This window comes from Nonomuraea sp. NPDC026600 (genome assembly GCF_040638335.1).
Classification (GTDB): domain Bacteria; phylum Actinomycetota; class Actinomycetes; order Streptosporangiales; family Streptosporangiaceae; genus Nonomuraea.
The window spans coordinates 234341-260811 of sequence record NZ_JBEZYD010000004.1 but is presented as its reverse complement, the minus strand read 5'-3'; the positions used below and the strand labels follow the sequence as shown (position 1 = coordinate 260811).

The window sequence follows — 26471 nt, the reverse complement described above, 5'->3', positions numbered from 1 at the left end:
CCTCACTCAACGAAAGGCGTCTTTGAATGTTGCGTCACTTCAAGGGACGGATCGGCGTACGAGCGGCTCTCGTTCTGGCCCTCGCCACTGCCGTTGCCGGCGGCGTCGCGGTCGCCCCGGCCTCGGCCGGCACCGCGACGCAAGTGCAGATCTGCGTCGGCTCCGGTCACGATGACATTCAGAAGTATGACGTGTACGGATACAACCAAAATGGCGACTACGTGTTCTCGCCAAAGGACATCTTCGACACGCGGATCAATGGCCGTCGCTGCGGCATCGTCCCCGACTGGTGGTGGGTCGGCTGGGTCAGCGTCAATTTCTACACCAGCGACAACGAGCTCACGGGCACCCGGAAATGTTTTGCCGGCTATGAATTCGGGTCGACAACGTACTGCAATTTCGACTGATATCGCCTAGGCAGGGGTCGGCCGTGACAGGTCAACGGCCACAGCCGATCACACCTCCGCTGCCCTCCCCCAACCCGCAGAAAGCGAGTCTGAATGCTGCGTCACCTGCAGAGCTGGGTGCAAGCCATCCTCGTTCTGGCCATCGCCGTCGCTACGACCATCGGCCTCACCACCGGTCCGGCCTCAGCGGGGATAATCGGCGACGAGGTCCAGGTCAGGGTCTGCGTCGGACCCGGCCACAATGACATCTTCTGGTACGCGGTCCACGGCTACAACCAGGACAGCAACTGGGTCCAACACGAAAAGATGCCCCTGAACGGTTCGTCCGACCAGCTGCGCTGCAACATGCTCCGCAACTGGTGGTGGAAGGGGAAGGTCCAAGTCTACTTCTATACAGTGGACTTGAAGTTCCTGGGATCTCGCGAGTGTGATTTACCCGCACAACACGGTGGCGAAGTGCCGTGCGTATTCTACTGAGATTCATTCAGTAGCCGTCGATGACGGGAGCGGTATCGATGAAGATCCCGCTCCCGCCGTCGACGGCGTACGGGGATGTCCACGAGGAGGTTCAGTGTGGGTGCGCCCAACTGACAGTCATGGGCGAGCGTCTGTCATGCCGAGCCGATCATTCCGATCACGCGACCTTCAACATATGCAGCATCTACGTTCGTCGACGCATGGCCGATATTCTTGTGAGCGAATGCAAATAGGCCGGCACGCACCCCTGCGTAAAAGTCGCCCAGCCGGAGTCGAAAGCAGAAAATGATATGTGCGGACTGAATGCCGAGAGGTTTCACTTCGTTATCCAGAAGTGTAAGGAGATGCGGGCATGATCCGCGCGGTCCGGTCCAGATCGGGCACGAGGCCCAACGGCATCGTCACCGCCATGGTTGTGGCCGGCATTGTCGCCTCGCTCACCTCGACCCTGGTCGTGCCCATGATCAGCAAGCTGCCGCCCCAGCTCGGCACCACCGCGTCCAACGCCTCCTGGGTGGTCACGGCCACGCTGCTGGCCGCCGCCGTGACGACCCCTGTCATGAGCCGGCTCGGCGACCTGTACGGCAAACGCCGGATGATGCTCATCTGCTCGGTGCCGCTCGTCCTGGGCTGCGTCGTGTGCGCGCTCGCCTCCGACCTGACCACCATGGTGGTCGGGCGGGGCCTCCAGGGCATGGGGATGGGCATGATCCCGCTGGGCATCAGCGCCCTGCGCGACGTGCTGCCGCCCGAACGGCTTGGCCCCTCCATCGCGCTGATGAGCTCGTCCATGGGCATCGGCGGTGCGCTCGGCCTGCCGGTCGCCGCCGCGGTCGCCGAGTACGCGAGCTGGCGGGTGCTGTTCTGGGCCACGGCCGCGCTCGGCCTGCTGGTGGCCATGCCCATCCGGGCCCTGGTGCCCGCCACCCCCGCCACCCCCGCCGCCGTCCGGGGGCGCGTGGACATCGTCGGCGCGCTCGGCCTGTCCGCCGGCCTGGTGTGCCTGCTCCTGGGCGTGTCCAAGGGCGGCGACTGGGGCTGGGCGAGCGGCACCACGCTCGGGCTGCTGGCCGCCGCGGTGCTCGTGCTCCTGGCCTGGGGCCGGTGGGAGCTGCGCAACGGCGACCCGCTGGTGGACCTGCGGGTCGCCGCGCGCCCGCAGATGCTCATGACCAACATCGCCTCCATCGTGGTCGGCTTCTCCATGTACGCCCAGGCGCTGATCGTGATCCAGATCCTGCTGCTGCCCGCGGCCACCGGCTACGGGCTCGGCCAGTCGCTGCTCGCCGCCGGCCTGTGGATGGCCCCCGCCGTCCTGGTGATGATGATCGTCTCGCCGATCGGCGCGCGCCTGTCGGCCGCCCGCGGCCCCAAGGTCACCCTGATCGTCGGCAGCCTCATCATGGCCGCGGGGTACGGCTCCTCGGTGTTCCTGCTCGGCTCCACGGGGGGCCTGCTCATCCTCACCTGCGTGTGCAGCATCGGCATCGGATTCACCTACGGCTGCATACCTACTCTGATCACGAGCGTCGCCCCGCCGACCGAGAGCGCCGCGGCCAGCAGCTTCAACACCCTGATGCGCTCCATCGGCGCCACCGTGTCGGCCGCGGTGGTCGGCCTGATCCTGTCCCAGATGACCACCGAGTTCGCCGGGCGCGTCCTGCCGTCCGAGGCTGGGTTTCGCACCGGCATGCTCATCGGCTGCGGCACCGCCCTCCTGGCCGCAGCGATCACCCTCGCCGTGCCGGGCCGCCGCGCCGGCCCCGCTGTCCCCCAGAGCGATATGGCGCTTCGCGCGGGGCTGGGCTGAAACACTCTGGGCTGGGCGTCCCCTCCGTACGGCGGTGAAGATCCCCGAAGTGTTTCAGCCCTTTTCCGTGCAAAGCGCTACAGAAGACGCGCTAATTTAGTTACAGGCAAAAATCCTGTTCGAAACTTTCGACTCTATATAATTCAAGTCCGCGTCGTACGCGGTGACAACAGTGTCGTAGCTTCCAGAATCGCCGAAGCCGCACTTGAGGTCCGGCGCGCTGAACGTCATCGAAGTGCCCTTACGCCCCCAGTTGCAAGCGATACTACTTCTGACGCCACCGTCAATCAGGAATCCACGGAGTTTGACGCAGATATCGCCATACGCTCCTGACCCATTGGAGAAGCTCCCCGAACCCTTCACGTACCCGTCTTCCCACACGGTAAGGCCGACGTCGATCCTTGTCTCCACCTCGGCGCTTGCGGGAGTCGCGGCGACCACGCCCGCCCCGAGGCTCAGGGTCAGCGCGAGGCAGCCCCTGACGATCTTCTTGCTGAGGCGCATATACATTTTCCTTTCCGTGAGAGTGGACGCCGGCGATCCAGAGTTCGGACAGATGACGGAACCTGTGAGCTCGTTTCGCCGGCCGCCGTACGATTTCACTGTCCCTCGCATACTAAGATGGCTCGACTTACCAAGTTGTTACTGCTTGTGGATGATGCAGTGAAAATCACCCGTCCTGGCCGAGTACGTGCTGGGTGAACGGTTGCGTCAGGTTGCCGAGGCGGTCAACGAACGGCTCGACCACGTGTCCGGTGGTCGCTACCTGCTCCAGTACGACCGGGGAAAGTCGGCGGGTGATCGCAAGCCCGGCTCCCGGCTCGCAGTGAAGGAGTGCTGAGGCGCCGGTCGGGTGGTCGGCTCCGGGTGCATCTCTGTATCAGGGCCGATCGGCGCAGAAGGTGAAAGCGCCGAGTCGCCTCGTTCGGGCGATTCGGCGCTTTCGCGGTTCAAACAACCTACTGGATGGCGCAGTGGTTATTTGAAGACGCAAGTGGAGTTAGGGAAGGGCTTGTCCCACGGGACGGAGCACTGGCGGGTGCCCAGCTTATCCCCGTTGTCGGCATAGAAGTCCACGGCAAGCTTGCCTCCCCACCACCATGAATTCAGCTGGTTACAGCGCTGCTTACGCCTGTCGCCGTCGAGTAGAAGGTCTGGCGAATGGACATAGTCGTTGTTCTGGTTGTGGCCGTTGATCACGGCTGACCTGATGTCATAGTGCCCTGGCTCGACACATACAGTGACCACCACCCCGTTGGAGAGAACCGACTGAGAGTCCGCCGTGGCCGGACCGGCGAGACCGGCGGACAGTCCAGCGGCCATCGCCAGAGCGGCCAAGGTCCGCACGAGGGTTTGTTTCCTCGGGTGGAACGGCATGGAAACCTCCGTTGTCTTGGGAACGGGATACTGAGGATTTCGGCGCATCTCGTTGACATTGACCATGATGCAGGCCGGAGGTTGACAGGCCGATGACAAATCGTTGACGCCGATATCTCGCGTCTCCGTGGCAACGCGAAATTCTCCACTACATATACCTCTGACCGTGCGGGTCGCCGGGTGGCGCGACGGCCGGCGAAATCGGCGTGGGCAGCTTCGAAGGCCCCGCGCCGCCGCGGTCACTCGTCGGGTATGCCAGGCGTGGAGATCGCCGGCTGCGACCCGCTCGTCACGATCGCCGGTCTCGCTGAGGGCTGGGACGTGCCAACCGCCCGCTGATCCGAGCGTCTCGGCGTCTCGATTCCGGGGCGTATACGTTTTGTAGATCACCTGTAGATGCGCGCGCCGTATGTTCGTACGCCATGAGCGACCCACCCGCAGAGCCCGAGAACGAGAACCATGTTCTCGGGCTTCTTGAGCGCACCGGCTCCGTCATCGTCCCGATCGGAGTGGCGCTCTACGCCGTCCTGTACATCGGCATCGAGCAGATGTACGGAGTCTTCGGCATCAATCCACAGCAGGCGGGAATCGATCAGTCGGTTCTGCTGGGCCGCCTGATGGGCACCCTCGTCCTCCTCCTGCTGGTCGCCATTCCCGCGCTCGGCTTCTTGCTCGGGTTCGCCTGGCTGGTCGACAGGCTGACTCGCGGCACGCTCGCCAAGCTGGTCGGGGGAGTCCGGCAGCGCCCCTGGATAGCCGCCCTGATCGCCGCCCTGTGGTGCGGCGCGACCTACTGGGGGCTGTTCAATCTCGTCGGGGACCTCGACATCGCCATCATGGTCGTCATCGCCGTCGGGCTGGGCGTGCTGTCGTTCCTGGTCCCATTCCGTTTGCTGCGCCGCAAACCGGTCGGCCGTGCCGGGGCCAAGATCCTCGTCGGTGGTCTCACCGGTGTGGGCCTGGGGTTCCTGCTGATCCTGGCGATGATCGAGGGCGCCGTTGAGGTACAGGAGACAGGGCAGGCCAACGACCTGCTCGGCTACGTCGGCTTCCAAGACCAGTGGGCGGTCGTGAAGAGCGCCGACAACGACAAGCCGCTCTACGACGGTCGCTGGATGATGCTGCTCGGCGAGAGCGACGGCACGTACGTCTTCTACGACTGCGACAAACTCGAAACCTTCCGCCGCCCGATGGAGACCACCAATCTCGGGACCATCCAACTGGACCCCGAGCGGGAGCAGGACTTCACCTGCGGCGGAATGGCCAAGGAGAGATCATGAAGACGGAGATCCGGCACGCGGGCTCGTTCGCGGTGGCGCGTTGCCACCTGGAGGGCAATGAGTCTCTGCGGGTCGGGGCCGGGGCGATGTACGCGACCAGTTCGGGCGTACAACTCCGCGCCAAGGCGGAAGGCGGGCTGCTGCGCAGTTTCGCCCGCTCGGCCCTGGGCGGAGAGTCGATGTTCACCACCCGCTACACGGCACCGGCCACCGGCGGCTGGGTGGACGTGGCGCACCACCTGCCGGGTGACGTACAGGCCGCCGAACTACAGCCAGGCTGCGCGCTCATGCTGACCAGAGGAGCATGGATCGCGTCCGGTGAAGGCGTGGAGATCGCCACCAAATGGGGTGGCATGTCGAACCTCATCGGCGGCGAGGGCGGGTTCCTCATCAGGACGGAAGGCGAGGGTGCCGTCGTGGTGGGCTGCTATGGCGCGATGGACTGGATCGAGCTCGCGGCGGGGGAGAGGGTAGTGGTGGACGCCGGGCACCTGGTGGCCTACGACGAGACAGTTCAGAACAACCTTCGCAGAGCGGTCGAGGGGAAGTCGATACAGACCCTCAAGTCGGGAGAGGGACTTGTCTTCGAGTTCACCGGCCCGGGCAGGGTCCTCACCCAGACGCGGAACCCCCAGGCGCTGATCACGCACCTCACCGAGCTGCTGCCCTTCGAGCGCGCCTGACCCGTCGGCGTCAAGTGATCAGCACCCGCACCATGCCCCGGCTAGGCCCTGAGGCAGGTTGACGCGGCCGGAAGGCCCGCGAAGCGCGCCTTGGTCCAGGCGAGGATGTCGGGCATCGCGCCGTCGTCGATGCCGGTGAAGCCACCCCAGGTGTCGTGCTCCATACCGGGGTAGGTCCGATACTCGATGGTGGAACCCGTGCGGCAAAGGCCGGCGACGACCCGGTCGGCAGCGGCGCGCGGAGTAACGGTGTCGGCGTCGCCCTGCAGGAACAGGACAGGACCGGCGACGCGGGCGCGGCCGAGGGTGTTGTCTCTCAGATAGCCGGTGAACGCCTGGTTCGACAGCCAGCCGGCCTGGACGAGGGTAGGGCCGACCAGGTCGGAGTACACGGCGACGGCGACATTGAGGCAGCCGCCGCGGACGGTGTCCAGGCGTCGGAGAGCGGCTTGGGTGAGCAGTTCGTCGGGGCGGATGCTCGAGTCGCTGTAGCCGGTCCCTTCGGCGATGATCGGTACGAAACCGCCGTAGGGGGCGGTCACGGCGAGGTGGTCGACCAGTGCGGTGAGGTCGGCGGCGGGTGAGGTGACGACCGTGCCGAGGTAGCCGGGCTCAGGTTCGCGGGTCTGCCGTTCGGCGGCGGCCAGGGCCGCGCCGCCGCCCTGGGAGTGGCCCCACAGCACCCATTGGCGGGAGAGGCCGGGTACGGCCTGCGAGGCGGAGCGGACCGCGCCGACCAGGTCGGCGGCTTGCGCGGCCTTGTTGAGTAGCTCCGGCCGTCCGGTCGTGCCGAGACCGGCGTAGTCGGGTGCGACAACGGCATAGCCCTGCTCCAGGAACCGCATCATCTGGTTGCCGTGGTACAGGTCCCGCATCAGCGATGGCGCGCAGGCGGTGCCGATGCCGCTCGCGCCGTGCGCGTCCACGACGACCTTCCATCCGCCGCGGGGCCGGGGGCGGTCCTGCGGGACGAGCACCACCCCGGACGCGGCGACGTCTCGTCCCGCGGAGGTTCGCGAGTGGTAGAGCACTCGCGTGGCCGTCACGGGCTTGCCCTCGACCACGTACTCGCTGGTGTCCTGCTTGCGGATCAACGCCCCCAGCGGTCTCCACCGCAGCGGGTCGGGCGCGTCGTAGAAATCGGTGCGGGGTAACGCGTTCTGCTGCTGCGCCGCCCATGCCCAGCTGACCTGACAGGCCTGGTCGCACTCGTCGGCGTGTACCGCGGTCACTGGTGCCGCCATCGCGGCCGCAGCCATCACCGCCACCAGGGCGCCACGTAGGAAACGCACGTTCATCAACTCCAAGCTTCGATGTACGAACCAGACGGGTCAGACCGACTCCATGTGGCACGAGGGCCGGTGCGGCCATCGGCCGCATGGTCGCTCCTCAGAGGGTGGCGTGCAGGTGGCGGGCGACGTTGTCCACGGATTCGGTGACCGTGGGATCGGTGTCGTAGAAGTCGAACTGGCCGCGGCCCTCCAGCCAGACCAGCTCCCTGGCCCCGGTCAGCCGGTCGGCGAACCGGCGCGCGCCCACCGGGATCCCGGCGCTCTCGCTGTGCACGATGAGCACGGGCGCGGTGATGCGGTCCGCGGACGGTTGCGGCTCGAAGGTCAGCCATTCGGCCCAGGCCATGGTCGCCCACTTGTTCCCCCACTCGGGGATGGCGCCTCGGGCGGGGTCCAGGTAGTAGGCGTACGGGCCGAACATCGCGGCCGTGGAGTCGGTTTCGCTGACTCCGAGCACGTACTCGACCTCGCCGGTCGCCTCGAAGTGCGCGCGGGCCCGCTGTCCTGCCGTCAACCGCGTCGTGAAGGCCTCCTCGCCGCCCAGGGCGAGCCGCATCAGCTCGCCGTCCTGCAGGCCGGGCGCGACCAGTGCCAGCGAGGCGATGCGGGGATCGTCCGCTGCGGCCACCGCGGCGAACGCGCCACCGGCGCAGATGCCCAGCGCGCCGATCCGGGCGGGGGCCACCCGGTCCAGGGAGGAAAGGAAGGTGACCGCGTGGCTCAGGTCCCTGACCTTCAGGGAAGGCGACTCCACGTCACGCGGCTCACCGCCCGACTCGCCGAACCCGGTGAAGTCGAAGGCCAGCGCGGCGAAACCACGCTCGGCCAGGCGCCGCGCGTACAGCCCGGCCATCTGCTCCTTCACCGAGGTCCATGCCCCTGCCACCACGACCGCGGGCAGTCCGCGGTCGGCCGTGGCGGGCAGGTGCAGGTGCCCGGCGAGGGTGACGCCGTCGGCGTCGAAGGATACTTTTTCCACAGCGGTCTCTGTCATGTGGACAACGGTGACGGATCTCGACTGCCAACCGACTGCCACGCGACCGTCAGAGCATCGCCCGCACGTCCGCCGCCTCGGGAACGTCCAGGCGCTCGAAGATCTCCAACGCCTCCCGCAGCCGGGCTCGGCCGCTCTCCTCCTGGCCCAGCAGTGACAGCGCCTTGCCGAGTGTGGTCAGCGCCCGAGCCTGTTCCCAGACGGCGTCGATCTCGACGTTCACCGCCACGGCCTCCTCCGCTCGTACCCTGGCCTCGTCGAACAGGCCCGCCGCCAGATGGCATTCGGCCAGCCGGAACAGGGCGCCGCCCTCCATCAGGCGATCACCGGCGGCCCGGTGCCGCGTCAGCGAGTCCGCCCAGGCCTCGACCGCCTCATCGCACCTGCCGACCCCGTGCAGCACGATGCCGAGGTCGTACAGCCGGGTGCCGAGATTCCGTGATCGGCCCGTCTTCCGCACCAGCTCCACGCCCTGCCTGGCCAGGTCGACGGCCTCGTCCTGCCTGCCCAGCGCCAGGCAGGCACGGGACAGGATCCCCAGCGCCGCCCCGACTCCTGTCACGTCGCCCAGCTCGCGATGGAGGGAGAGTGCCTCGGTGAGATGACCGATGGCGGCCTCGTAGTCACGCTGGATCATCGCCGCGGCGCCGAGCACCTGCAGGTTCTCCACCACGATCACCGGGTCGCCCATCGCACGACCCAGCGCGAGGGCCGCCGTCCCCTCCTCGACCCCCTCCTTGAGCGACCGCTGGTAGATGAGCATCGCCGCGACAGCCGTACGGGCCAGCCCGTGGCTGCGCCGGTCGCCTCGCTCGGCCGAGGCCCGTGCGATCGCCTGGGCGATCTGCCGGATCTGCTCCCATCGCAGGTGAACGCGCGCCACGTACAGCAGTACGTACAGCAGATCCGCCACGGCCGGATCGGACGCGGCCTGCAGCGTCGTGTGGAACAGGTTGGCCACCTCGGCGTCCAGCCACCCCGCCACCGCCGGATGGCCGGCGAAGACCAGGCCGGGCGAGGCGGTGGGAAGCTGCCGGGCGGTCGAGAGCGCCTCCGGCTCCAGCAGTGACTGCGCGTTTCTGGCGGTGGCCAGGTAGAAGTCGACGAGCCGGTGCAACGCCGCGTCCCGGTCCTGCTCGGGGAGGCCGCGAGCGTACAGTTTGAGCAGGTCGTGGTAGCGGTACCGGCCCGGACTCGGCGCCTCCAGCAGGCCGGCGTCCGCCAGCGACTCGCACAGGTCTTCCGCCGACCGGTCTTCCAGATCCAGGACGGCCGCCGCCGCGGCCACCGAGAAGTCATCACCATCCGGTACGGCCAGCAGCCGGAACGCCCTTGCCTGGCCGACGTCCAGTTGGTCGTACCCCAGGGAGAAGGTGGCCTCCATCGCCAGGTCGCCAGTGCGTAACTCCGCTAATCGGCGGCGCTGGTCGGCGAGCCGGGCGACCAGCGAGGCGATGGTCCACCCCGGCCGGGCCGACAGCCTGGAGGCGGCGATGCGGACCGCGAGCGGCAGGCAGGCGCAGGCGGCGACCACCTGCTCGGCGGCCAGGCGTTCGGCGGCGACGCGGGCGGTCCCGACGATGCGGGTGAACAGCTCCAGCGCCTCGCCGGTCGTGAGCGCCGCCAGACCGATCATCCGGTCGGCGTTGAGACCGATCAGCCGGGCCCGGCTGGTGATGACGACCCCGCTGGCGGTCGCACCCGGCAGCAGCGGGCGGACCTGGGCGGCGTCGGCCGCGTTGTCCAGGACGACCAGCAGCCGCAGGTTCGCCAGGGTAGTGCGGTACAGCGCGGCACGCTCTTCCAGATCCTCGGGGATGGTGTCACCGGAGACGCCCAGCGCGCGGAGGAACGCCGCGAGCACGGCCGCCGGCGCCAGCGGGGCCGCCTCGACGCCGCGCAGGTCCACATAAAGCTGCCCGTCGGGATAGCGGTCGCGGACCAGATGGGCCACGTGGACGGCCAGCGCGGTCTTGCCGACGCCGCCGATCCCCGACACCGAGGAGATCACCAGGCTCGCGCCCGCCTGAAGCAGACCGGTCAGCTCCCCGACCAACGCCTGCCGTCCGGTGAAATCGACGACGTCGGCGGGAAGCTGGGCGGGAGCCGTACGGGCAGACGCCTGAACAGGAGCGGCCAGTGCCGGGTCGGCGCGCAGTATCGCCTGGTGGAGGGCGGTGAGTTCGGGACCGGGATCGACGCCGAGCTCGTCGGCGAGCAACCTGCGCGTGCCGGCGTGGACCGCCAGCGCCTCGGCCTGGCGTCCGGACCGGTACAGCGCGAGCATCAGCAGCCCCCGCAGGCGCTCCCGCAACGGGAACTCCTCGGACAACGACGTCAGCTCCGCGATCAGCTCATGGTGACGGCCCAACTCCAGGTCCAGCTCCAGCCGCTGTTCCAGGGCCAGCAGCCGCCGTTCGGCCAGCCGGGCTCGATGAGTCTCGGCCAGCGGCCCGGGCAGTCCCAGCAACGGAACGCCGGACCACAGCGCGAGCGCCTCGGACAGCAGGTCCCTGGCTCGGCTCGGCTCTCCAGCGGCCCGGGCCTTGCCGGCCGCGTCCACCCGTTCCTCGAACACCGCGGCGTCCAACGAGCCCGGCGGAAGCCGCAGCGCGTAGCCGCCGGAGACCGTGGTCAGCACCTTCCAGGGCGACCCGTTCGGCTCCAGGACCGGCCGCAACCGCGAGATCAGAATCCGCATCGCGTGCGTCGGCCGCGCGGGTGGCGCCTGACCCCACAGCCCGTCCACAATCGCCTCATCGGACAGTGGCCGGCCCTGCCGCAGCAGCAACAGCGCCAGCAACGCCTGTTGCTGCGGGCGACCGAGATCCAGAGGCTCCTCGCCTCGCCAGCCCCGCAGCGGCCCCAACACGGCGAACCGCAGGTCCATGGTCATCAGCCCTCCTCCGAAGGGCAGATTAGGACATGGACCTTGGACGGTGTTCTCGCGGGCCTTCGATCTTGGCGTAGTTCCCAGGGCTATTTCCCAGGGCAGATCACAGCTTTGGCCGCCTGGTCGATGGCGTCCGGGGAGTATTTCATGTTGTTGACGCTCTGTGTTTCGTCGCCGTTTCTGCGGTCGGGAGCTCCGGGTGGGCGGCGCCGGTGGCGGTGCCAGGGCATGCCACGTCGCTCCTCATGGTGCTGACGGTGTGAGAGATTATAAGGATTCGTGAAGGTCTCACCGATGCATGGGGAGTGCCGTAGGTGAAGTCACGCGCGGCCGGCGGGGCCACCAGGCGCCAGGCCATGGCGGAGCATGTCCTGCGGCACGGCTCGGCCTCGATGACGGAGCTCGCCGAGGCGTTCGGCGTGAGTGTGATGACCGTCCATCGTGACCTGGATCTGCTGGAGAGCCAGGGCATGGTGCGGAAGTATCGCGGTGGCGCGAGTGCCCAGGCGTCCAGCATCTTCGAGAGCAACATCGCCTACCGCAAGACCGCCCAGACGGCGGAGAAGGAGGCGATCGCCCGGCATGTGGTGGGGCTGATCGAGCCGGGCAGTTCGGTCATGATCGACGACTCCACGACCGCGCTGGCCGTCGCCCGCCACCTCGACGAGGTGGCCCCGCTGACCGTGGTGACGAACTTCCTGGAGGCGATCAAGCTGCTCGCCCCCATGCCGGGCATCCGGCTCATGGCGCTCGGCGGCGAGTACTACCCGACGCACGACTCCTTCCTGGGAGTGGCCTGTGTCGACGCGGTCGAGGCGATGAACACCGACACGGTGGTCGTCTCCACCTCGGCCATCTCCGACCGGCACGCCTTTCACCAGGAGCAGGAGATCGTGCTGGTCAAGCGGGCCATGGTGGCCGCGGGGACGCGCTGCGTCCTGGCGGTCGACCACACGAAGCTCGACCGGGTGGCCTTGCACAGGGTCGCTCCTCTCGACGCCTTCGACGTCATCGTGGTCGACTCGAACGCGCCTTCCGAGGCCGTACAACGGCTCCGCGACCGGCATCACCGGGTCGACATCGCCCAGGTCGGCGAGGTGTAGGGCCGGGAGGCGGATACGGGGGCGCACCCTCCTCCCGGAGAAGGGCTACGGGAGCGCGGTGCGGGGGAAGGCGAAGATGGCCCGGCCGCAGTTCAGCGGGGTGGCGGTCTCGGTGGCGCATTGGTTCTTGGTCCACTCGGTGAGCGACCAGACCAGGCCCGTGGCGTAGTCGTAAGTGAGCGACTCGGGGTGGAATGCCCAGCACTCATACGCCGAGCTGTAGGGGTTGGCGCAGGTGTGGGATCTGCCGGTGGAGGTGTTCAGGGCCCACAGCTCGCCTGGTTCGTCCGCCCAGCTGTGCGAGACGTACCAGGTGCCGTTCCACGACAGCACCCCCTGCATGTTGCCGACCTGGGTGCGGTACGCCTGGGCCGCCGGGGTGTAGCCGCTGGCGTTGGCGCTCAGCAGGTAGTTCGCGCCGCCGAGGTTGTAGCGGTAGACCCTGCCGTGCAGGTTGGGGTCGTTGAAGTACTCCACGGCGGTCAGGCTGTCGGGGCTGGTGCTGCGGTCCAGGGAGATGGAGGCGAAGCAGGGCACGCCCGTGTCGGTGCTCATGGTGCACGTGCCGCTGGCGTAGCTGTAGAAGCCGACCTCCGGCATCACGTACTGGTAGCCGTAGGCGGCGTACCCGCTGCTCGTCTTGCCGATGGCCGAACTCGCATCGTTCACCTGAAGGATCTCCGACATGCTGAAGACCCTGATGCCGGTGGAGTTGCCGCCGGTCGCGCTGACGTACAGCTTGTCGCCGTACCAGGCCATGCCGCCCATGTGCGCTTTTGCTGGTCCGTAGGTGTTGTTGGAGTAGCTGGTGACGTTCGGGTTGGTGGTGCCGTCCGTCGGCGCGACCAGGTAGACCCAGCGGTACTCCGGCGCCGCAGGGTTGGTGTAGTCGATGAAGGCGACCCTGGCGTCGTTGTTGCGGGTGTTCGCACCGCACTCGGCGGAGTTGCAGTAGTTCCAGCCGCTGATGATGGCCTTGTACCCGCGCCAGATGCCGTCGTCGTCGGCGTCCCCGGAGGTGGTGAGGCTCTGCGGGATCCAGGTCGTGGTGCTCGCGTCACCGCTGTCCCAGCACCAGCTGACGGTGGCGGCGGGCTTGATCGGCAGCCCCGCGGCCTCGGTGCTGTCGCAGGTGCGCATGGGGTGGTTGGCGCTCGTCATGACGTCGGCGAAGTCGACCTGTGTGAGGCCCGACTGCGCCTTGAGCGTGCTCAGCCCGGTCGTCGGGTGCCAGATGACGCCGGCTCCGGAGACGGCGACGAGCGGGGTTCCGTAGGCGGAGTCGTCAACGGGGTCGGCGTGCGCCGCGGTGGCGGCGGCGAGCGGGGCGGCGGCTAGCAGGAGGATGGCGGCGATTCTGGCCACGGCTTTGGACAAGGGGCGTCCTCTCCATCCGGCTCATGTCCCACGTGTTGAGAGACGGACAGCAGAAAGCATGGAAGCCGAAGTGGCCTCGCAGATAGCACTAAACACGTCTGACTCGGACGAAATTGATGTCAATCCAGGTGGTTAAGGTGGCTGCTGTGGTGGCTACCCCCCTGAAGTTGTCGCGCGGCCTGCTCTTCATCACCGACGGCTCGCCCGCCTACGCGCGGCGATACACGCACCAGGGCGAGGAGCCCGTGCACACGCACAGCTTCGTGGAGATCGCCGTCGTGGTCGCCGGGACGGGCGTTCACCTTTCCTCGTCGGGACGGCAGGAACTGCAGGCCGGGGACGTCGTCCTGCTGCGTCCGGGCGTCTGGCACGGGTACGAGGACTGCGCGCGGCTCGCCCTGTACAACTGCTGTGTCGGCACCGACCTCCTCCGCAACGAGCTGTCCTGGACGCGAGAGGACCCCCGGCTGGGTTACCTGCTCTGGACCGGGCCGCACTCGTTGCAGCGCCGCGGTCTGCTGACCACCCACTTGGAGGAAGTTGATCTGCGTACGTGCGTCGGCTACCTGGAGGCGCTCGACCGGCTGCGCGACCGCAGCATCCAGAAGCACCGGGCCGACGTCATCGGCTGGCTCTCGCTCTTCCTCGGGCACCTGTCCCGCACCGTCGGCACCGGCCAGGACGGGGCGGCGGCCGACTGCTCGGTGACGCATCCGACGGCCATGCGGGTGGTGGGCATGGTGGAAGGAGACCTCGCCCATGACTGGACGCTGGCCGAGCTGGCCGGGGCCGTGGCGCTCAGTCCCGCCTATCTGGTGCGGCTCTTCAAGTCGGCCACCGGGCTGCCGCCGATGGCCTACCTGGGGCGGCTGCGCGTCGAGACCGCGGCCGACCTGCTGCTGCGTACCGACGAGCCGGTGACGTCGATCGCCCGGGCGGTGGGCTGGCCGGACCAGAGCCACTTCGCCCGCCGCTTCAAGGCGTACTTCGGGCTGAGCGCGACCACCTATCGCAACCGGTTCCGCACCTAGCCGAGCAGCAGGCGGGCCGGACCGTACAGGCCGCTCGCCCGCTGTCCCGGGAAGACGAAGTGTGTGGGGCTGACCGCGTCGAGATGCGGCGCGAGCGTGCCGTACACCTCGACCTCGACCGTGTTCTCACCGGCCCGCAGCGCCGCGCCGACGTCGAACCGGTACGGCGAGCACACTCTGATCCCGCACGACTGGCCGTTGACCAGCACCTCCGCGGTGCCGCGCACCCGGCCGAGGTCCATGAGGCCGGTGTCCGGGCGCTCGTCGAGACGCACGGTGCGGCGGTAGCGGACGCCGCCGCTGTACTCCGGCAGGCCGGCCCGCTCCCAGTCGCCCAGCTCGATCGGGCCGGGGCCGGTCTCGATCTCGATCGGGCCGGTGAGTATGGCGCCGCCGGTGTACCCGGGCTCGGTCACCACACTCAGCAGGGCCTCGCGCGGCCCGGCCCGCCCGTCGAGGGACGCCTCCAGACAGCCGGAGCCCTCCGCCACCGTCTTCCCGTCGACCAGCAGTTCGGCCGAGCCGCGCAACGGCACCCGGAGGGCGGTCGCGCCCGGCGGGACCTCGAAGCGCAGCCACTCGACGCGCCCCGCCGTACCCTCCTCGGCCAGCACGACCGGCAGCACGACCGGCGACGCGGGGCTGTCCGGTTCGCCCCCTGACAGCCAGGCCGTGCCGGGGAGCGGGTGCGGGCGGCGCGGCAGGTGCAGGGCGGCGGGGTCGTGGTACTGCGTCCTGCGGGTCTCGGCCGGGGCGCGCTCGCCGTCGTGCACCGCCCACCAGCCGGGCCCGGAGGTGACGCAGCCGTCGACCAGGACCGGCTCGGCGCCGTCCCCCACGCGGATGGTCACCTCGTTCGCGCCGGGCCGCAGCACTCCGGCCAGGTTGTAGCGGCGCACCCGGGGCTTGCGCTCGTCGGCGTACGGGTCGAACCCGCCCTGCCGGCCCATCTCCACCCCGTTGACCAGCACCTGGCAGGCCGTCATCGAGGCCACCTGGAGCACCGTGCCCTTCGGTATGAACGCGGCGGTCAGCTCGGCCGGCCCCGCCGGACCGGTGATCCATTCCGGGCGCAGGTAGTGCTCGGGGCTGGTCACGACGGCGACGTGCGCGCGCAGCCACCCGTCGTCCTCGGGCACCAGCCGGACCTCCAGCAGGTGGCTGCCGGGCGAGAGCGGCAGGCGGGCGAGCGCCAGGTAGCCCCTGTCGTCCAGCTCGACGTCACGGCCGTCGACCCGCACCGCCTTGACGGCCGCGGCGCCGACCGCGAGGAACCCGTGCTCCGGCACGGTCAGCTCGGTTCTGAACCAGGCGCTCTTCCCCATGGCCACCTCGCCGAAGTCCAGGAACTCCTCCGGCACGTGACCCTTGGGCCCGAGGGTGCGGCGGTGGATGGGGTCCTTCCTGATGCCGCGCGAGGTCGAGAACACCACGGGCCGCCACTCGCCGCCGTCGATCCGCGAGCTGCCGTGCGACCCGTACGTCGCGTACGCGGGCCGCCAGTTCAGGCCGTTCACGCGGTGCTCGACCTCCCAGCGATGCAGGACCGGCCCGGAGTGGCCGAGGTCGCCCCAGGTGTCGTCCAGAGTGGGTACGAGCTCCATCTCCCAACCGGCGCCGAGATCGAGCTCCCGCGTCGGGGGCGCGGCCGGTTCGGGCGCCGCCACCTGCTCGCCGGTGAAGACGAGCAGCGCGGCGGGACCGGCGTCGAACGGCACGACGACCTCGGTGTGCTCGCCCTCCACCGTGTACGGCAACGCGCGCACGCCACCCCCGAACGGGTCCACCAGCAGCGGCGTCCCCGAGACGCCGCGCACCCGCACCGGCATCTCGGCGGCGTACCGGCCGGGGTCGAAGTCGATGGTGGCCGAGTCCCAGCCCTGGTCGGCGCCGCGGTCGTCGGGCCGTTCGACCGACACCCGGCTCGCCATGGGGAAGGTGGCCTGGAGGTAGACGATGGTGCTCCCGTCGAACTCCCGTACCAGCGGGGGAACCGGCGCCTCGACCCGGCGCAGCGGCGACAGCAGCGGGCCGAGGTCGGCCGTCGTCGCGGCGAAGCGGACGCGCGAGCGCAGCGGGCCGTCGGGGCGCGCGCCGACGGCGACGACCAGCCCGCCCTCGTCGGCGAACGTCACGAGCGCTGCTTCCGTGGCCGGATCGAGCGTGACGCACGCGGGCAGCACGATCACGCCATAGGACTCGTCGGCGACCTCCAGCCGGGTCCGGGCCGCGAAGGTCCCACCCGCGCCGGGCCTGACGGTGGCCCGCTGGACCGAGTCGTCGTCGATCACGTCGGCGTCCAGGCCGAGCCGGTCCAGGACGCCGGGCCGCATCCGGAACCACGCCATCTCGCCCACGATCTCGCGGTAGACCTCCTGCGCCCGCGCGGCCTCCGCCGCCACCCCGTCGAGCCGGGTGCTCGCCTGGACGGTCGCGGTGGGCATGAGGACCGCCAGGTCGCAGGCGTGCCGGCCCAGCGAGAGGATCGCGCACAGCCGGGTGACGGCGTCGGCGAAGACGCGGTGGTGCCGCCAGTACGGCTGGCGCCAGTCCGTGGACGGCGGCGCCCACTCCCACCATCCGGCCTTGGTCGTGTAGTAGACGGCGTGCGGGTTGTAGAGCGTGGCTCCGGCCCGCAGCCAGGGGAGCAGCCAGTCGAAGGTCTCCTCCAGCGTGCCGCCCCAGCCGCTGGAGTGGAACGCCTCGATCCAGGTGCGCGGCCGGTCGTACAGGTGGGCCAGCGAGGAGTGCACCCGCGCGTCACCGTGGTGGTCGGAGCCCGGCGCGCTGAACCAGCGGTGGGTGCGCGGGTAGTCGGCGTACAACTGGACGCCCTCCACCGGGTACCCGGCGCGGGCGGGGTCCTGCTGGTCGCAGCCGCTCAGCAGGCCGTGGCGGTCGTGCCAGGCGGCCAGCGGGCGGAAGAACGCCTCCTCCGCCAGCTCGGCCCGGGTGCGCTGGTAGTCGCGGCGGACCTCGCCCGCGCCCGCGCCGTCCGTCCACAGCAGCGGCAGCTGGGGGGTGAGGTCGTAGCCCCGGCGCTTCTCGAACTCCACGGCGAAGGTGTCGGACCAGGTGGGGAGCGAGGGCAGCTCGTCCTGGAAGGAACCGGCGATGACCCCGCCCAGCCGGTGCCCCAACCGGCGTTCGAATTCGCCGTGCACGCGGTCGATCAGCGCCGCGCACGCCTCCGCGGACAGGTAGTCGAAGCCGCGGGTGGTCACCGAACCGTCCGGAGACAGCCACCGGCCGGCGAAGCGGGGCTCCTCGCCGACCAGCCGGGCCTGGAGGTCGGCGCCCGAGAAGCCGAGCTGGTCGTAGAACCACAGGGAGATCCCCAGCTCCTCGGCGTTGGCGCACACCTGCTCCAGCAGGGCCCACCAGTCCTCGGAGAAGAACGGCGGGTCATCGGCGTCGGAGCCGAACATCGGTCCCGACGGCGCCAGGTTGAGTATCACGAGGTTCCACACGCCGCCCTCGGCGAACCGCTCCAGTTGCCAGCGCAGCCGGTCGTGTCTCAACCGCTCGCCGCTCCACCACCAGATGGCCGCGGGGGAGTACGCCCGGGGTGGGTGACGCAGGATGTCGGCAAGCTGGGCCGGCAGGGTCATGGCAGCTCCAAAGGGGAGGTGGCCACGGCCACCACGTCGTAGGACAGGTTCAGCTCGTCGAGGCCGGACAGCGCCTCCGGCGGGGCCCCGCCGTCCACGATGACATGGTCGAACGTCCGGAGGCTCGTGACCCGGTACAGCGCGGTCCTGGCCAGTTTGGTGTGGTCGATCAGCAGCACGCTGCGGGTCGCGGAGGCGAGCATCGCCCGTTTCACCGGCACGATGTGCTGCTCCTGGTGGTAGGTGTACTCGCCGGTCACCGCCGAGGTGGAGACGAAGCACAGGTCCGCCTGCAAGGCCGCGACCGCGTCGGTGCAGGAGACGCCGAGGAAGGAGTTGTGCAGTGCGTCGTAGTCGCCGCCCAGCGCGATCAGCCGGATGCCGGGCATGCCCGCGACCAGCTCGATCGTCGTCAGGAAGTTCGTGACGACGGTCAGCGGCGCCAGCGGCTCCAGCTTCCTGGCCAGTGCCAGGCTGGTGGTGGAGTCGTCGAGTATGACGGCCATGCCGGGCTCGACCAGCTCCACCGCCCTGGCGGCGATCGCGTCCTTCTCCCTGCGCATCGACTTCTCGCGGAAGGCGACGTTGCTCTCGAAGACGCTGGACGGCTGCGCCGTGACGCCGCCGCGCAGCTTGCGCACGATCCCCTGGCGTTCCAGCTCGTTGAGATCGCGATGGATCGTCATCACGCTGACCTGGAACAGCTCGGCCAGCTCGGCGGCCGCGAGCTCGCCCTTGGCGTGGATCCGCTCCGCGATGGCCTCCTGCCGCCGCGCGGGTCCCTGCCGGGGCTCCCTGTCGTCGGTCATCCCTTGAGCCCGCCCGTGCGCGGGGAAACGGTCATGGGAGTCTCCGGAAGGGGTTGCCGCGAAGCGGAGGGAGCATAACGCGATCTAACATTGACATGTGATTCTCACGCTGTCCAGCGTTACAAAGAGCCCTATCTCGTCACATCCCGCTGGGACCGGCGAGCGGTCATCGGAGATGAAGTCCCAGCTCAAGCTGGCTGGAGTGGCTCGGCGGGCGGAGCATCGCGGCGGCTGTTATTTTCACATCCGGCTTGGTAGGTTGCCAGCCGCGATATATACGCTTTCTTGACGCCCTCACCAGGCAAAACACCCATCTCTCCTCACTAATGTGCCTAGTGCGGGATGTTGATGGAGGGTGACCGGGATGGTGCTGGCGAAACGGCCGGTCGCTACGGAGGGGACGCTGCGGTCGTGGCTGCTGGAAGGGCTGCAGACCGACCGTAAGCAGATCGAGCACGGCCCGCACGTGAAGCACTCGTGGTGGCGGGTGATGTGCCTGACCGGCGTGGACTACTTCTCCACGCTGGGCTACCAGCCGGGCATCGCCGCGCTGGCGGCCGGGCTGCTGTCGCCGCTGGCCACGCTGTTCCTGGTGGCCCTGACGCTGCTGGGCGTGCTGCCGGTCTACCGGCGGGTGGCCGAGGAGAGCCCGTACGGGCAGGGCTCGATCGCGATGCTGGAGAAGCTGGCGCCGCAGTGGTGGGGCAAGATCTTCGTGCTGGCCCTGCTCGGGTTCGCGGCCACCGACTTCGTGATCACGATGACGCTGTCGGCCGCCGACGCCACCGCGCACCTGCTGGAGAACCCGTTCGTGCCCGACTTCCTGTCCGGACAGCGGGTGATCGTCACGCTGGTGCTGCTGGCGCTGCTCGGCGGGGTGTTCCTGATGGGGTTCAGCGAGGCCATCGGCATCGCCGTCCTGCTCGTCTTCGTCTATCTCGGGCTGAACGCGGTGGTGGTGGGCACCGCGATCGCGCACGTGCTGGAGGCACCAGAGGTGGTCGTGGACTGGAAGCAGGCGCTGAGCACGAGTTACCGCAGTCCGCTGGCGATGATCGGGTTGTCGCTGCTGGTGATGCCCAAGCTCGCGCTGGGCATGTCCGGGTTCGAGACCGGCGTGGCGGTGATGCCGGTGGTCAAGGGGGACATCCCGCAGCGGATCGCGGGGACCAGGCGGCTGCTGACGGTCGCGGCGCTGATCATGAGCGTGTTCCTGATCTTCTCCAGCTTCGTGACCACCGTGCTCATCCCGCACCACGAGTTCGAGGAGGGCGGCAAGGCCAACGGGCGCGCGCTGGCCTACCTGGCCCACCAGTACCTGGGCAACTGGTTCGGCACCGTCTACGACGTCAGCACGATCGCGATCCTCTGGTTCGCCGGGGCCTCGGCGATGGCGGGCCTGATCAACCTGGTGCCGCGATACCTGCCCCGGTACGGCATGGCGCCGGAGTGGACCGGGGCCGTACGGCCGCTCGTGCTGGTCTTCTCGCTCATCGGGTTCGCCATCACGATCATCTTCCACGCCGACGTCGACGCCCAGGGCGGCGCGTACGCCACCGGCGTGCTGGTGCTCATGCTGTCGGCGGCGGTCGCGGTGACGCTGTCGGCGCGGACCAAGAGGCAGCACCGGGCGACGGCGGGGTTCGGCGTCATCGCGGCCGTGCTGGCCTACACGCTGGTCGACAACGTCTTCGAGCGGCCGGACGGCGTGAAGATCGCCTCGTTCTTCATCGCCGCCATCGTCGTCACGTCGCTGATCTCGCGGGCGACGCGCTCCACGGAGTTGCGGGTCACCGAGGTGCGTCTGGACCCGCTGGCGGAGGAGTTCGTCAATGAGGCGTGCGGCGAGATCCATGTGATCGCGAACGAGCCGCACCAGCGCGACCAGAACGAGTACAACGACAAGCTGCGCGAGACGTGGATCAACCACCGGCTGCGCAGCTCCGAGCCGGTGCTGTTCGTCGAGGTGTCGGTGCCGGACGCGTCGGAGTTCGAGACCGAGCTGCGCGTCAAGGGCGAGGAGCGGTACGGCCACCAGATCCTCACCATCGAGAGCTCGGCCGTGGCCAACGCGCTGGCCGCGCTCCTGATCTACCTGCGTGACCGCACCGGCGGCGCGCCGCACATCTACTTCCACTGGGCCGAGGGCAACCCGATCGTGGCGATGCTGCGTTACCTGGTCTTCGGCGGTGGCGACGTACCGGCGCTGACTCGCGAGGTCCTCCGCAAGGCCGAGCCGGACCTCGAACGCAGACCGCACGTCCACGTCGGCTGAAGTCCGGTTGACAGGCGCCGATGACAGGAAAATCCGTATATGAGACGGACCATCCTGCGCGAGGCTGACGGCAGTACGCTGCTCTGCATGCGCAGACGGGTGATCGACGACCGATTCGAGCTGGTGGAACGGCTCGGCGGCGGCGGCATGGGCCTCGTCTGGCGGGCCTGGGACGTGGCCCTGCACCGGGAGGTCGCGCTCAAGGAGGTACGGCCGCCCGACCCCGACATGGACGAGCGTGACCCCGAGGCCGCCCGCGAGCTACGCGCCAGGGTGCTCCGCGAGGCCCGCGCCCTGGCCCGGCTGAACCACCCGCACGTCGTGACCATCCACCACATCGTGGACAACGGCGACAGCGGCTACCCGTGGCTGGTCATGGAGCTGGTCTCCGGCGGCTCGCTTCAGGAACGCCTCGAACGCGGCCCGATGACGCCGCAGGAGACCGCGCGGCTCGGCCGCGAGATCCTGTCCGCGCTGCGGGCCGCGCACGCGGTCGGCATCCAGCACCGCGACGTCAAACCCGCCAACGTCCTGCTGCGGCCGGACGGCGGGTCGGTGCTCACCGACTTCGGCATCGCCGCGGTCCGCGAGTCCACCAGCCTGACGGCGACCGGCTCGTTCATCGGCTCGCCCGAGTACATCGCGCCGGAACGCATCAACGGCTATGAAGGCGATCCGGCCTCGGACCTGTGGTCGCTGGGGATGCTGCTGTACGTCGCGGTCGAAGGCCGCCATCCGCTACGCAGGGCCACCACGCTGGCGACGCTGGCCGCGGTGCTCAACCAGGACGTGCCGCCGCCGCAGCGGGCCGGAGCGCTCGGTCCCGTGCTCGGCTACGTGCTCACGCGCGACCTGGCCGCGCGGCCGGACGGCGAGGCGCTGGACCGCATGCTCGCCTCGGTGACCGACGCCCCCGCGTCGATGCCTCCGCCTCCGGGCTGGGCCCCGGGCCCGCCACTCGCGCAGCCGAACAGCGGCCCGCCGTTCCCGCAGCCGAACACTGGCCCGCCGTTCCAGCAGTCGCCCACAGGCCCGTCTTACCCGCAGTCGCCCACCGGCCCGTCGTTCTCGCAGCCGAACAGCGGCCCGCCGTTTCAGCAGTCGCCCACCGGTCCGCGGTTCCCGCAGCCGCCCATGGGCCCGCAGTCCGGCATGGGCCCGCAGTCAGGCATGGGCCCGCAGCCGGGCATGGGCCCGTACTCGGGCATGGGCCCGCAGTTCGGCACCGGTCCGCAGTACCCCCAGCAGAACACCAGCCCGCCACTCCCGCGCCCGGTCACCGGACCCACGAGCCGCCGCCGCGCGCGGCGCGGCGCCCACCCGGCCGTGGTCGCGGTGTCCGCCGCCGTGGTCGTGGTGGTCGGCGTGCTGGTGTGGACGTTCTTGCCCACGGTGAACGGTGACGCCGACGACGATCCGCAGTCACTGAAGTCCGGACAGCCGACCAGCTCCGCCACCAGATCCACCCCCAAACCCACTCCCAAATCCACGAAGACGAGCACGAGCGAGCCCACCGAGGCCGCCGACCCGGGCAACCTGCTGACCCCGGCGGGGGTCCGGACCATGATCTCCAGGCTGAAGCCGATGATGGGCGGCACCAAGGTCTTCCGGCTGGCGCTGTACTCGGAGTACGCGAGCGTCGAGGCGCCGGTCAAGGGCGAGAAGGGTATCTACGACAGCTTCACCTACCGTGACGGCGCAGCCGCGAACCAGGGCACTGGCGGCAGCACGGACGAGACCCCGGTGGATCTGGCCAAGTTCAACTGGGACGTCCTCCCCGCCCTGTTGCGCAAGGCGGACAAGGATCTGGGCGTCCCCAAGCCCACCACCCACTATGTGCTTGTGGATCCCTCCTTCTCCTTCGTGAGCGGCGTCCACAATTCGATGCTCATCTATGTGGGCGACAAATACCGAACGGCCTACCTGGTGGCCGACGTCAACGGCAAGGTGATCAAGACCAATCCGGCGTGACCGGCATCTCCCGCTGTCCCCGCAGCGGTGAGAACACCAGCCAGAGCACCGCCAGCCAGGAACAGGTCACCGCGACGGCCAGGGTCGCGCGGGCGCCGAGCCAGGCGCCGAGGATCCCCGCCAGCAGACCGCCGATCGGCATCGCGCCGCGGATCATCCACCGGATGCTCGCGTTCATCCGGCCGAGCAGCTCGGGCGGGCAGATCGACTGCCGGAAGGCGATCTGCAGCACGTTGTACGCGACGGTGGACAGCCGCGAGGCGAACAACCCCGCCGCGACGGCCAGCACTCCCCAGCCGGGCCCGCCCATCGGGACGAGGAGCGCGAACCCCCCGAGGTACAGCTTCCCCGCCCATAACGCCCGGCCCGCGCCCACCCAGCGCGCGAACGACGTGGCGAGCACGCCGCCCACGATCCCGCCGGCACTGCCCAGCCCCAGCACCACCCCGAGCGTGGCGGGGTCGGTGCCGAGATCGCCGAGCAGGAAGACGACGACGAGTGTGGTGACCATGGCGTCGCAGAGATTGGAGATCGCGCTGCACGCCACGACGCGCCGCAGCACCGGGTGCCGCAGGACGAAGGTGATTCCCTCGGCCGCCTCCCTGCGCATGCTCCGGTCCCCTCGGTCGGCGGGCCGCGGTTCCGGACTGCGGATCAGCAGCAGGGTCACGATGCCGATCACGTACGACAGGCAGTCCACGACCATCACCCGTGCCGCGCTGTTCAGCAGCGTCATCAGGCCGCCCGCCAGGGAGGGGCCGCCGGCGACGGCCACCGCGTTGGTCGTGGCGATCTTGCCGTTGCCCTCGATGAGCCGCCGCCGCGACATCAGGACCGGCAGGTAGCTCTGGCCGGCGATCTCGAAGACGACATTGATCGAACCCACGAGGAAGGCCGTGGCGTACAGGTGAATCATCGTCAGCTGGCCCAGCGCGGCCGCGGCGGGGACCGAGGCCACCACCACGCCCCGCGCCACGCCGCAGCCGATCATCAGCGGCCGCTTGGTCACCCGGTCGGCGATCATCCCGGCGGGCAGCGTCATGACCAGCCAGGCGGCCGTGCTGAAGGCGGTCAGCACCCCCACCTCGAAGGTAGAGGCACGCAGTATGGTGATGGCCGCGAGCGGCACCGCCAGCGTCGTGACCGCGGCGCCCAGGTCGCTGATGCTCTGCCCGGTCCAGAAGAGCATGAAGTCGCGATTTTTCAGGAGTGTGCCGTCTTGTTCGGGGGCCTGCCGGTTGAGGGTCACGGCTTTGACCGTACGGAAAGCGGTCTCCAAGATTCGGCCATATGTCCGGATTCGACGGCAGTCTCGCCGGTGATGGCGTACATGTAGGGCCATGACCACGTACTCCGCCGTCGTCACCACCGGCATCTACTGCCGGCCCGGGTGCGGCGCGAAGCCGCTGGCCAAGAACAACCGGACCTTCGAACTGGCCGCCGCCGCCGAGGCCGCCGGGTTCCGGGCCTGCCTGCGCTGCCGTCCCTACCGCGTGGCCGGGCCCTTCGGCTCCGACGCGCCGGAGCTGGTGTGCCGGGCGTGGCAGCTGATCATCGACGGCGTGCTGGACGACGGCACGGAGGTGGTGCTGGCGGAGCGGGTCGGCCTGTCGCCCCGGCACCTGCGCCGACTGTTCCTCAAGCACCTGGGTGCCAGTCCGGACCAACTGGCCAGGTCGCGGCGGGCGCACTTCGCCCGCCGGCTGCTCGACGACACCGACCTCACGGCCCTCGACATCGCCATCGCGTCGGGGTTCGGGAGCCTGCGGCAGTTCAACCGGATCATGCGGGAGGTGTTCCGCGCGTCGCCGACCGAGCTACGCGCGCGCCGGCGCCGCGCCGACCGGCTCGTCGCCGACGGCGGGCTCGCGCTGCGGTTGCCGGTCCTGCCGGGCTACGACTGGGATGCCGTACGGACCTTCCTCGCGGTCCGGGCGACGCCCGGGATCGAGGCGATCGAGGGTGACACCTACCGGCGCACGGTCACCGTGGACGGCGCACCCGGAGTCCTGGAGATCTCACCCCACGGCGAGGGGAATCTCCTGCTGCGCGCCCACCTGCCGTACTGGGAGGGCCTGATCCACGTGGTGGGCCGGGTCGGGCGGCTGCTCGGCATCGACACCGACCACTCCGCCGGGATCACCGCCCTCTCCGCCGACCCGCTGCTCGGCCCGCTGGTACGCAAGCGTCCCGGCCTGGTCGTGCCGGGCGCGTGGAGCTCGTACGAGCTCGGTGTACGGGCGCTGCTGGACCGTGCCCCCGGGGGCGCCGCCCGCTGGATGGAGGCGATGGTGACGGAGCTGGGCACGCCCGTGGCCGGGCTGCCCGGCGGCCTGACCCATATTTTCCCCGCCCCGGAGGCGATGACCCCGGCCGGGCTCACCGCGCTCGGCCTGCCCGAGGCGGACGCGACCGCGCTCGCCGAGCTGGAACCCATCGGTGACGGCACGGACGTGGACGACCAGGTCGGGTTCCGTCTCGGGCGGCGCGCGGCGTTCCCGGCGGCCGACCCGTCGCTCGGCGCGGCGCTCGCGGACCTCGGCCTCCACCCGTCGGACGCCGGACAATGGCGGCCGTGGCAGGCCCTGGCGGCGGTTCACCTGATGGCCCACGGCGACAGCCTCACTTAAAGCGGCCTTGGCCGCCCGCCACTTGCTCAGGGTCCCGGTGATCTCCACCTGTACGAAACGGAAAAGGTCCCGCTCCTCGGCCCGTCCGGCGGACGGTAAAGCCCTGAACCTTATGGAAACACAAAGCCCTCTAGAGGAGAGGGCGGGCACTGCCTTAGCCGGAGAAAGTCAGTTCAGCTCATCGAACTCGCCGTCCTTGAGCCCTTCGGCGAATGCACGCCATTCGGCCGGAGTGAAGGCGAGGACAGGACCGTCGGGATCTTTGGAATCGCGTACGAGAAACAATCGATCGGAAGTCTCAGCCTTGTCGCCGGACAGAAGCTGAGCGTCCACGGCAGCTACCTCGACGCAATTTGCGCCGTTGCCGCTGCGCTTGCTCTTGAGCCACTTGACGCTAGACAGGTCCACTTGGGGCACCTGGGCTTTCTATGTGGTAAGCGGGCAGTTTCGT

General features: G+C 69.3%; 21 protein-coding genes. 11 read left to right on the top strand and 10 right to left on the bottom strand.

Translation table 11 applies throughout. From position 1 onward, the window contains the following. Positions 1-26: 26 nt before the first annotated feature. The 3 genes from AB0F17_RS11400 to AB0F17_RS11390 all read left to right on the top strand — a co-directional run bounded on the left by AB0F17_RS11400 (position 27) and on the right by AB0F17_RS11390 (position 2694). Complete coding sequence (locus AB0F17_RS11400; protein WP_358019976.1) at positions 27-407, top strand: hypothetical protein; 381 nt, start codon at positions 27-29, stop codon at positions 405-407. Positions 408-500: 93 nt separating this feature from the next. Next, a complete protein-coding gene (locus AB0F17_RS11395; RefSeq protein WP_358019973.1) occupies positions 501-884 on the top strand; it encodes a hypothetical protein in 384 nt (127 codons plus the stop codon). A 352-nt stretch (positions 885-1236) separates the two neighbouring features. Further along, entirely contained in the window at positions 1237-2694 is a 1458-nt protein-coding gene (locus AB0F17_RS11390) for an MFS transporter (RefSeq protein WP_358019970.1), read from the top strand. Positions 2695-2790: 96 nt separating this feature from the next. On the opposite strand, the gene AB0F17_RS11385 is transcribed toward AB0F17_RS11390, so the two are convergent. After that, entirely contained in the window at positions 2791-3198 is a 408-nt protein-coding gene (locus tag AB0F17_RS11385) for a hypothetical protein (protein ID WP_358019967.1), read from the bottom strand. A 202-nt stretch (positions 3199-3400) separates the two neighbouring features. Between AB0F17_RS11385 and AB0F17_RS11380 the strand changes: the two genes are divergently transcribed. Then, on the top strand, positions 3401-3535 hold the full coding sequence (locus AB0F17_RS11380; protein ID WP_358019964.1) for a hypothetical protein: 135 nt from the start codon (positions 3401-3403) through the stop codon (positions 3533-3535). 137 nt (positions 3536-3672) lie between these two features. Here AB0F17_RS11380 and AB0F17_RS11375 read toward each other — a convergent pair whose 3' ends face one another. After that, on the bottom strand, positions 3673-4137 hold the full coding sequence (locus tag AB0F17_RS11375) for a hypothetical protein (RefSeq protein WP_358019961.1): 465 nt from the start codon (positions 4135-4137) through the stop codon (positions 3673-3675). Between the two features lie 356 nt (positions 4138-4493). Between AB0F17_RS11375 and AB0F17_RS11370 the strand changes: the two genes are divergently transcribed. Then, positions 4494-5351, top strand: a complete 858-nt coding sequence (locus AB0F17_RS11370; RefSeq protein WP_358019958.1) for a hypothetical protein — start codon at positions 4494-4496, stop codon at positions 5349-5351. Further along, positions 5348-6034 carry a TIGR00266 family protein gene (locus AB0F17_RS11365; protein ID WP_358019955.1) on the top strand — a complete coding sequence of 229 codons (687 nt, stop codon included), beginning with the start codon at positions 5348-5350 and terminating at the stop codon, positions 6032-6034. The genes AB0F17_RS11370 and AB0F17_RS11365 overlap by 4 nt, the downstream gene beginning before the upstream one ends. Positions 6035-6075: 41 nt before the next feature. Here AB0F17_RS11365 and AB0F17_RS11360 read toward each other — a convergent pair whose 3' ends face one another. The 3 genes from AB0F17_RS11360 to AB0F17_RS11350 all read right to left on the bottom strand — a co-directional run bounded on the left by AB0F17_RS11360 (position 6076) and on the right by AB0F17_RS11350 (position 11216). Next, positions 6076-7332, bottom strand: a complete 1257-nt coding sequence (locus AB0F17_RS11360) for an alpha/beta fold hydrolase (protein ID WP_358019952.1) — start codon at positions 7330-7332, stop codon at positions 6076-6078. 91 nt (positions 7333-7423) lie between these two features. Continuing rightward, positions 7424-8320, bottom strand: a complete 897-nt coding sequence (locus AB0F17_RS11355) for an alpha/beta hydrolase (RefSeq protein ID WP_358019949.1) — start codon at positions 8318-8320, stop codon at positions 7424-7426. A 49-nt stretch (positions 8321-8369) separates the two neighbouring features. Further along, complete coding sequence (locus AB0F17_RS11350; protein WP_358019946.1) at positions 8370-11216, bottom strand: BTAD domain-containing putative transcriptional regulator; 2847 nt, start codon at positions 11214-11216, stop codon at positions 8370-8372. Between the two features lie 311 nt (positions 11217-11527). On the opposite strand from AB0F17_RS11350, the gene AB0F17_RS11345 reads away from it, so the two are divergent. After that, entirely contained in the window at positions 11528-12316 is a 789-nt protein-coding gene (locus AB0F17_RS11345) for a DeoR/GlpR family DNA-binding transcription regulator (RefSeq protein WP_358019943.1), read from the top strand. Between the two features lie 45 nt (positions 12317-12361). On the opposite strand, the gene AB0F17_RS11340 is transcribed toward AB0F17_RS11345, so the two are convergent. Continuing rightward, complete coding sequence (locus AB0F17_RS11340; RefSeq protein ID WP_358019940.1) at positions 12362-13693, bottom strand: hypothetical protein; 1332 nt, start codon at positions 13691-13693, stop codon at positions 12362-12364. A gap of 149 nt (positions 13694-13842) precedes the next feature. On the opposite strand from AB0F17_RS11340, the gene AB0F17_RS11335 reads away from it, so the two are divergent. After that, complete coding sequence (locus tag AB0F17_RS11335) at positions 13843-14724, top strand: AraC family transcriptional regulator (protein ID WP_358019937.1); 882 nt, start codon at positions 13843-13845, stop codon at positions 14722-14724. On the opposite strand, the gene AB0F17_RS11330 is transcribed toward AB0F17_RS11335, so the two are convergent. Next, positions 14721-18335: a glycosylhydrolase-like jelly roll fold domain-containing protein gene (locus tag AB0F17_RS11330; RefSeq protein WP_358019934.1), complete on the bottom strand. Its 3615-nt coding sequence runs from the start codon at positions 18333-18335 to the stop codon at positions 14721-14723. The two genes, AB0F17_RS11335 and AB0F17_RS11330, sit on opposite strands and share 4 nt — an antisense overlap. Further along, entirely contained in the window at positions 18332-19144 is an 813-nt protein-coding gene (locus AB0F17_RS11325) for a DeoR/GlpR family DNA-binding transcription regulator (RefSeq protein WP_358019931.1), read from the bottom strand. Before AB0F17_RS11325 ends, AB0F17_RS11330 begins: the two co-directional genes overlap by 4 nt. 364 nt (positions 19145-19508) lie before the next feature. Between AB0F17_RS11325 and AB0F17_RS11320 the strand changes: the two genes are divergently transcribed. Beyond that, positions 19509-21419: an amino acid transporter gene (locus AB0F17_RS11320; protein ID WP_358019928.1), complete on the top strand. Its 1911-nt coding sequence runs from the start codon at positions 19509-19511 to the stop codon at positions 21417-21419. A 39-nt stretch (positions 21420-21458) separates the two neighbouring features. Next, a complete protein-coding gene (locus AB0F17_RS11315) occupies positions 21459-23390 on the top strand; it encodes a protein kinase (protein ID WP_358019925.1) in 1932 nt (643 codons plus the stop codon). On the opposite strand, the gene AB0F17_RS11310 is transcribed toward AB0F17_RS11315, so the two are convergent. Continuing rightward, on the bottom strand, positions 23371-24639 hold the full coding sequence (locus tag AB0F17_RS11310; protein ID WP_358019922.1) for an MFS transporter: 1269 nt from the start codon (positions 24637-24639) through the stop codon (positions 23371-23373). The genes AB0F17_RS11315 and AB0F17_RS11310 overlap by 20 nt on opposite strands. A 91-nt stretch (positions 24640-24730) precedes the next feature. Here AB0F17_RS11310 and AB0F17_RS11305 point away from each other — a divergent pair, with 91 nt between their 5' ends. Continuing rightward, positions 24731-26020 (top strand): AlkA N-terminal domain-containing protein, encoded by a 1290-nt coding sequence (locus tag AB0F17_RS11305; RefSeq protein ID WP_358019919.1) that lies wholly within the window; start codon positions 24731-24733, stop codon positions 26018-26020. 168 nt (positions 26021-26188) lie between these two features. On the opposite strand, the gene AB0F17_RS11300 is transcribed toward AB0F17_RS11305, so the two are convergent. Further along, the gene (locus tag AB0F17_RS11300) at positions 26189-26428 is read right to left on the bottom strand and encodes a DUF397 domain-containing protein (RefSeq protein ID WP_358019917.1); all 240 of its coding nucleotides are present in this window, start codon (positions 26426-26428) and stop codon (positions 26189-26191) included. Between the last annotated feature and the right edge of the window lie 43 nt (positions 26429-26471).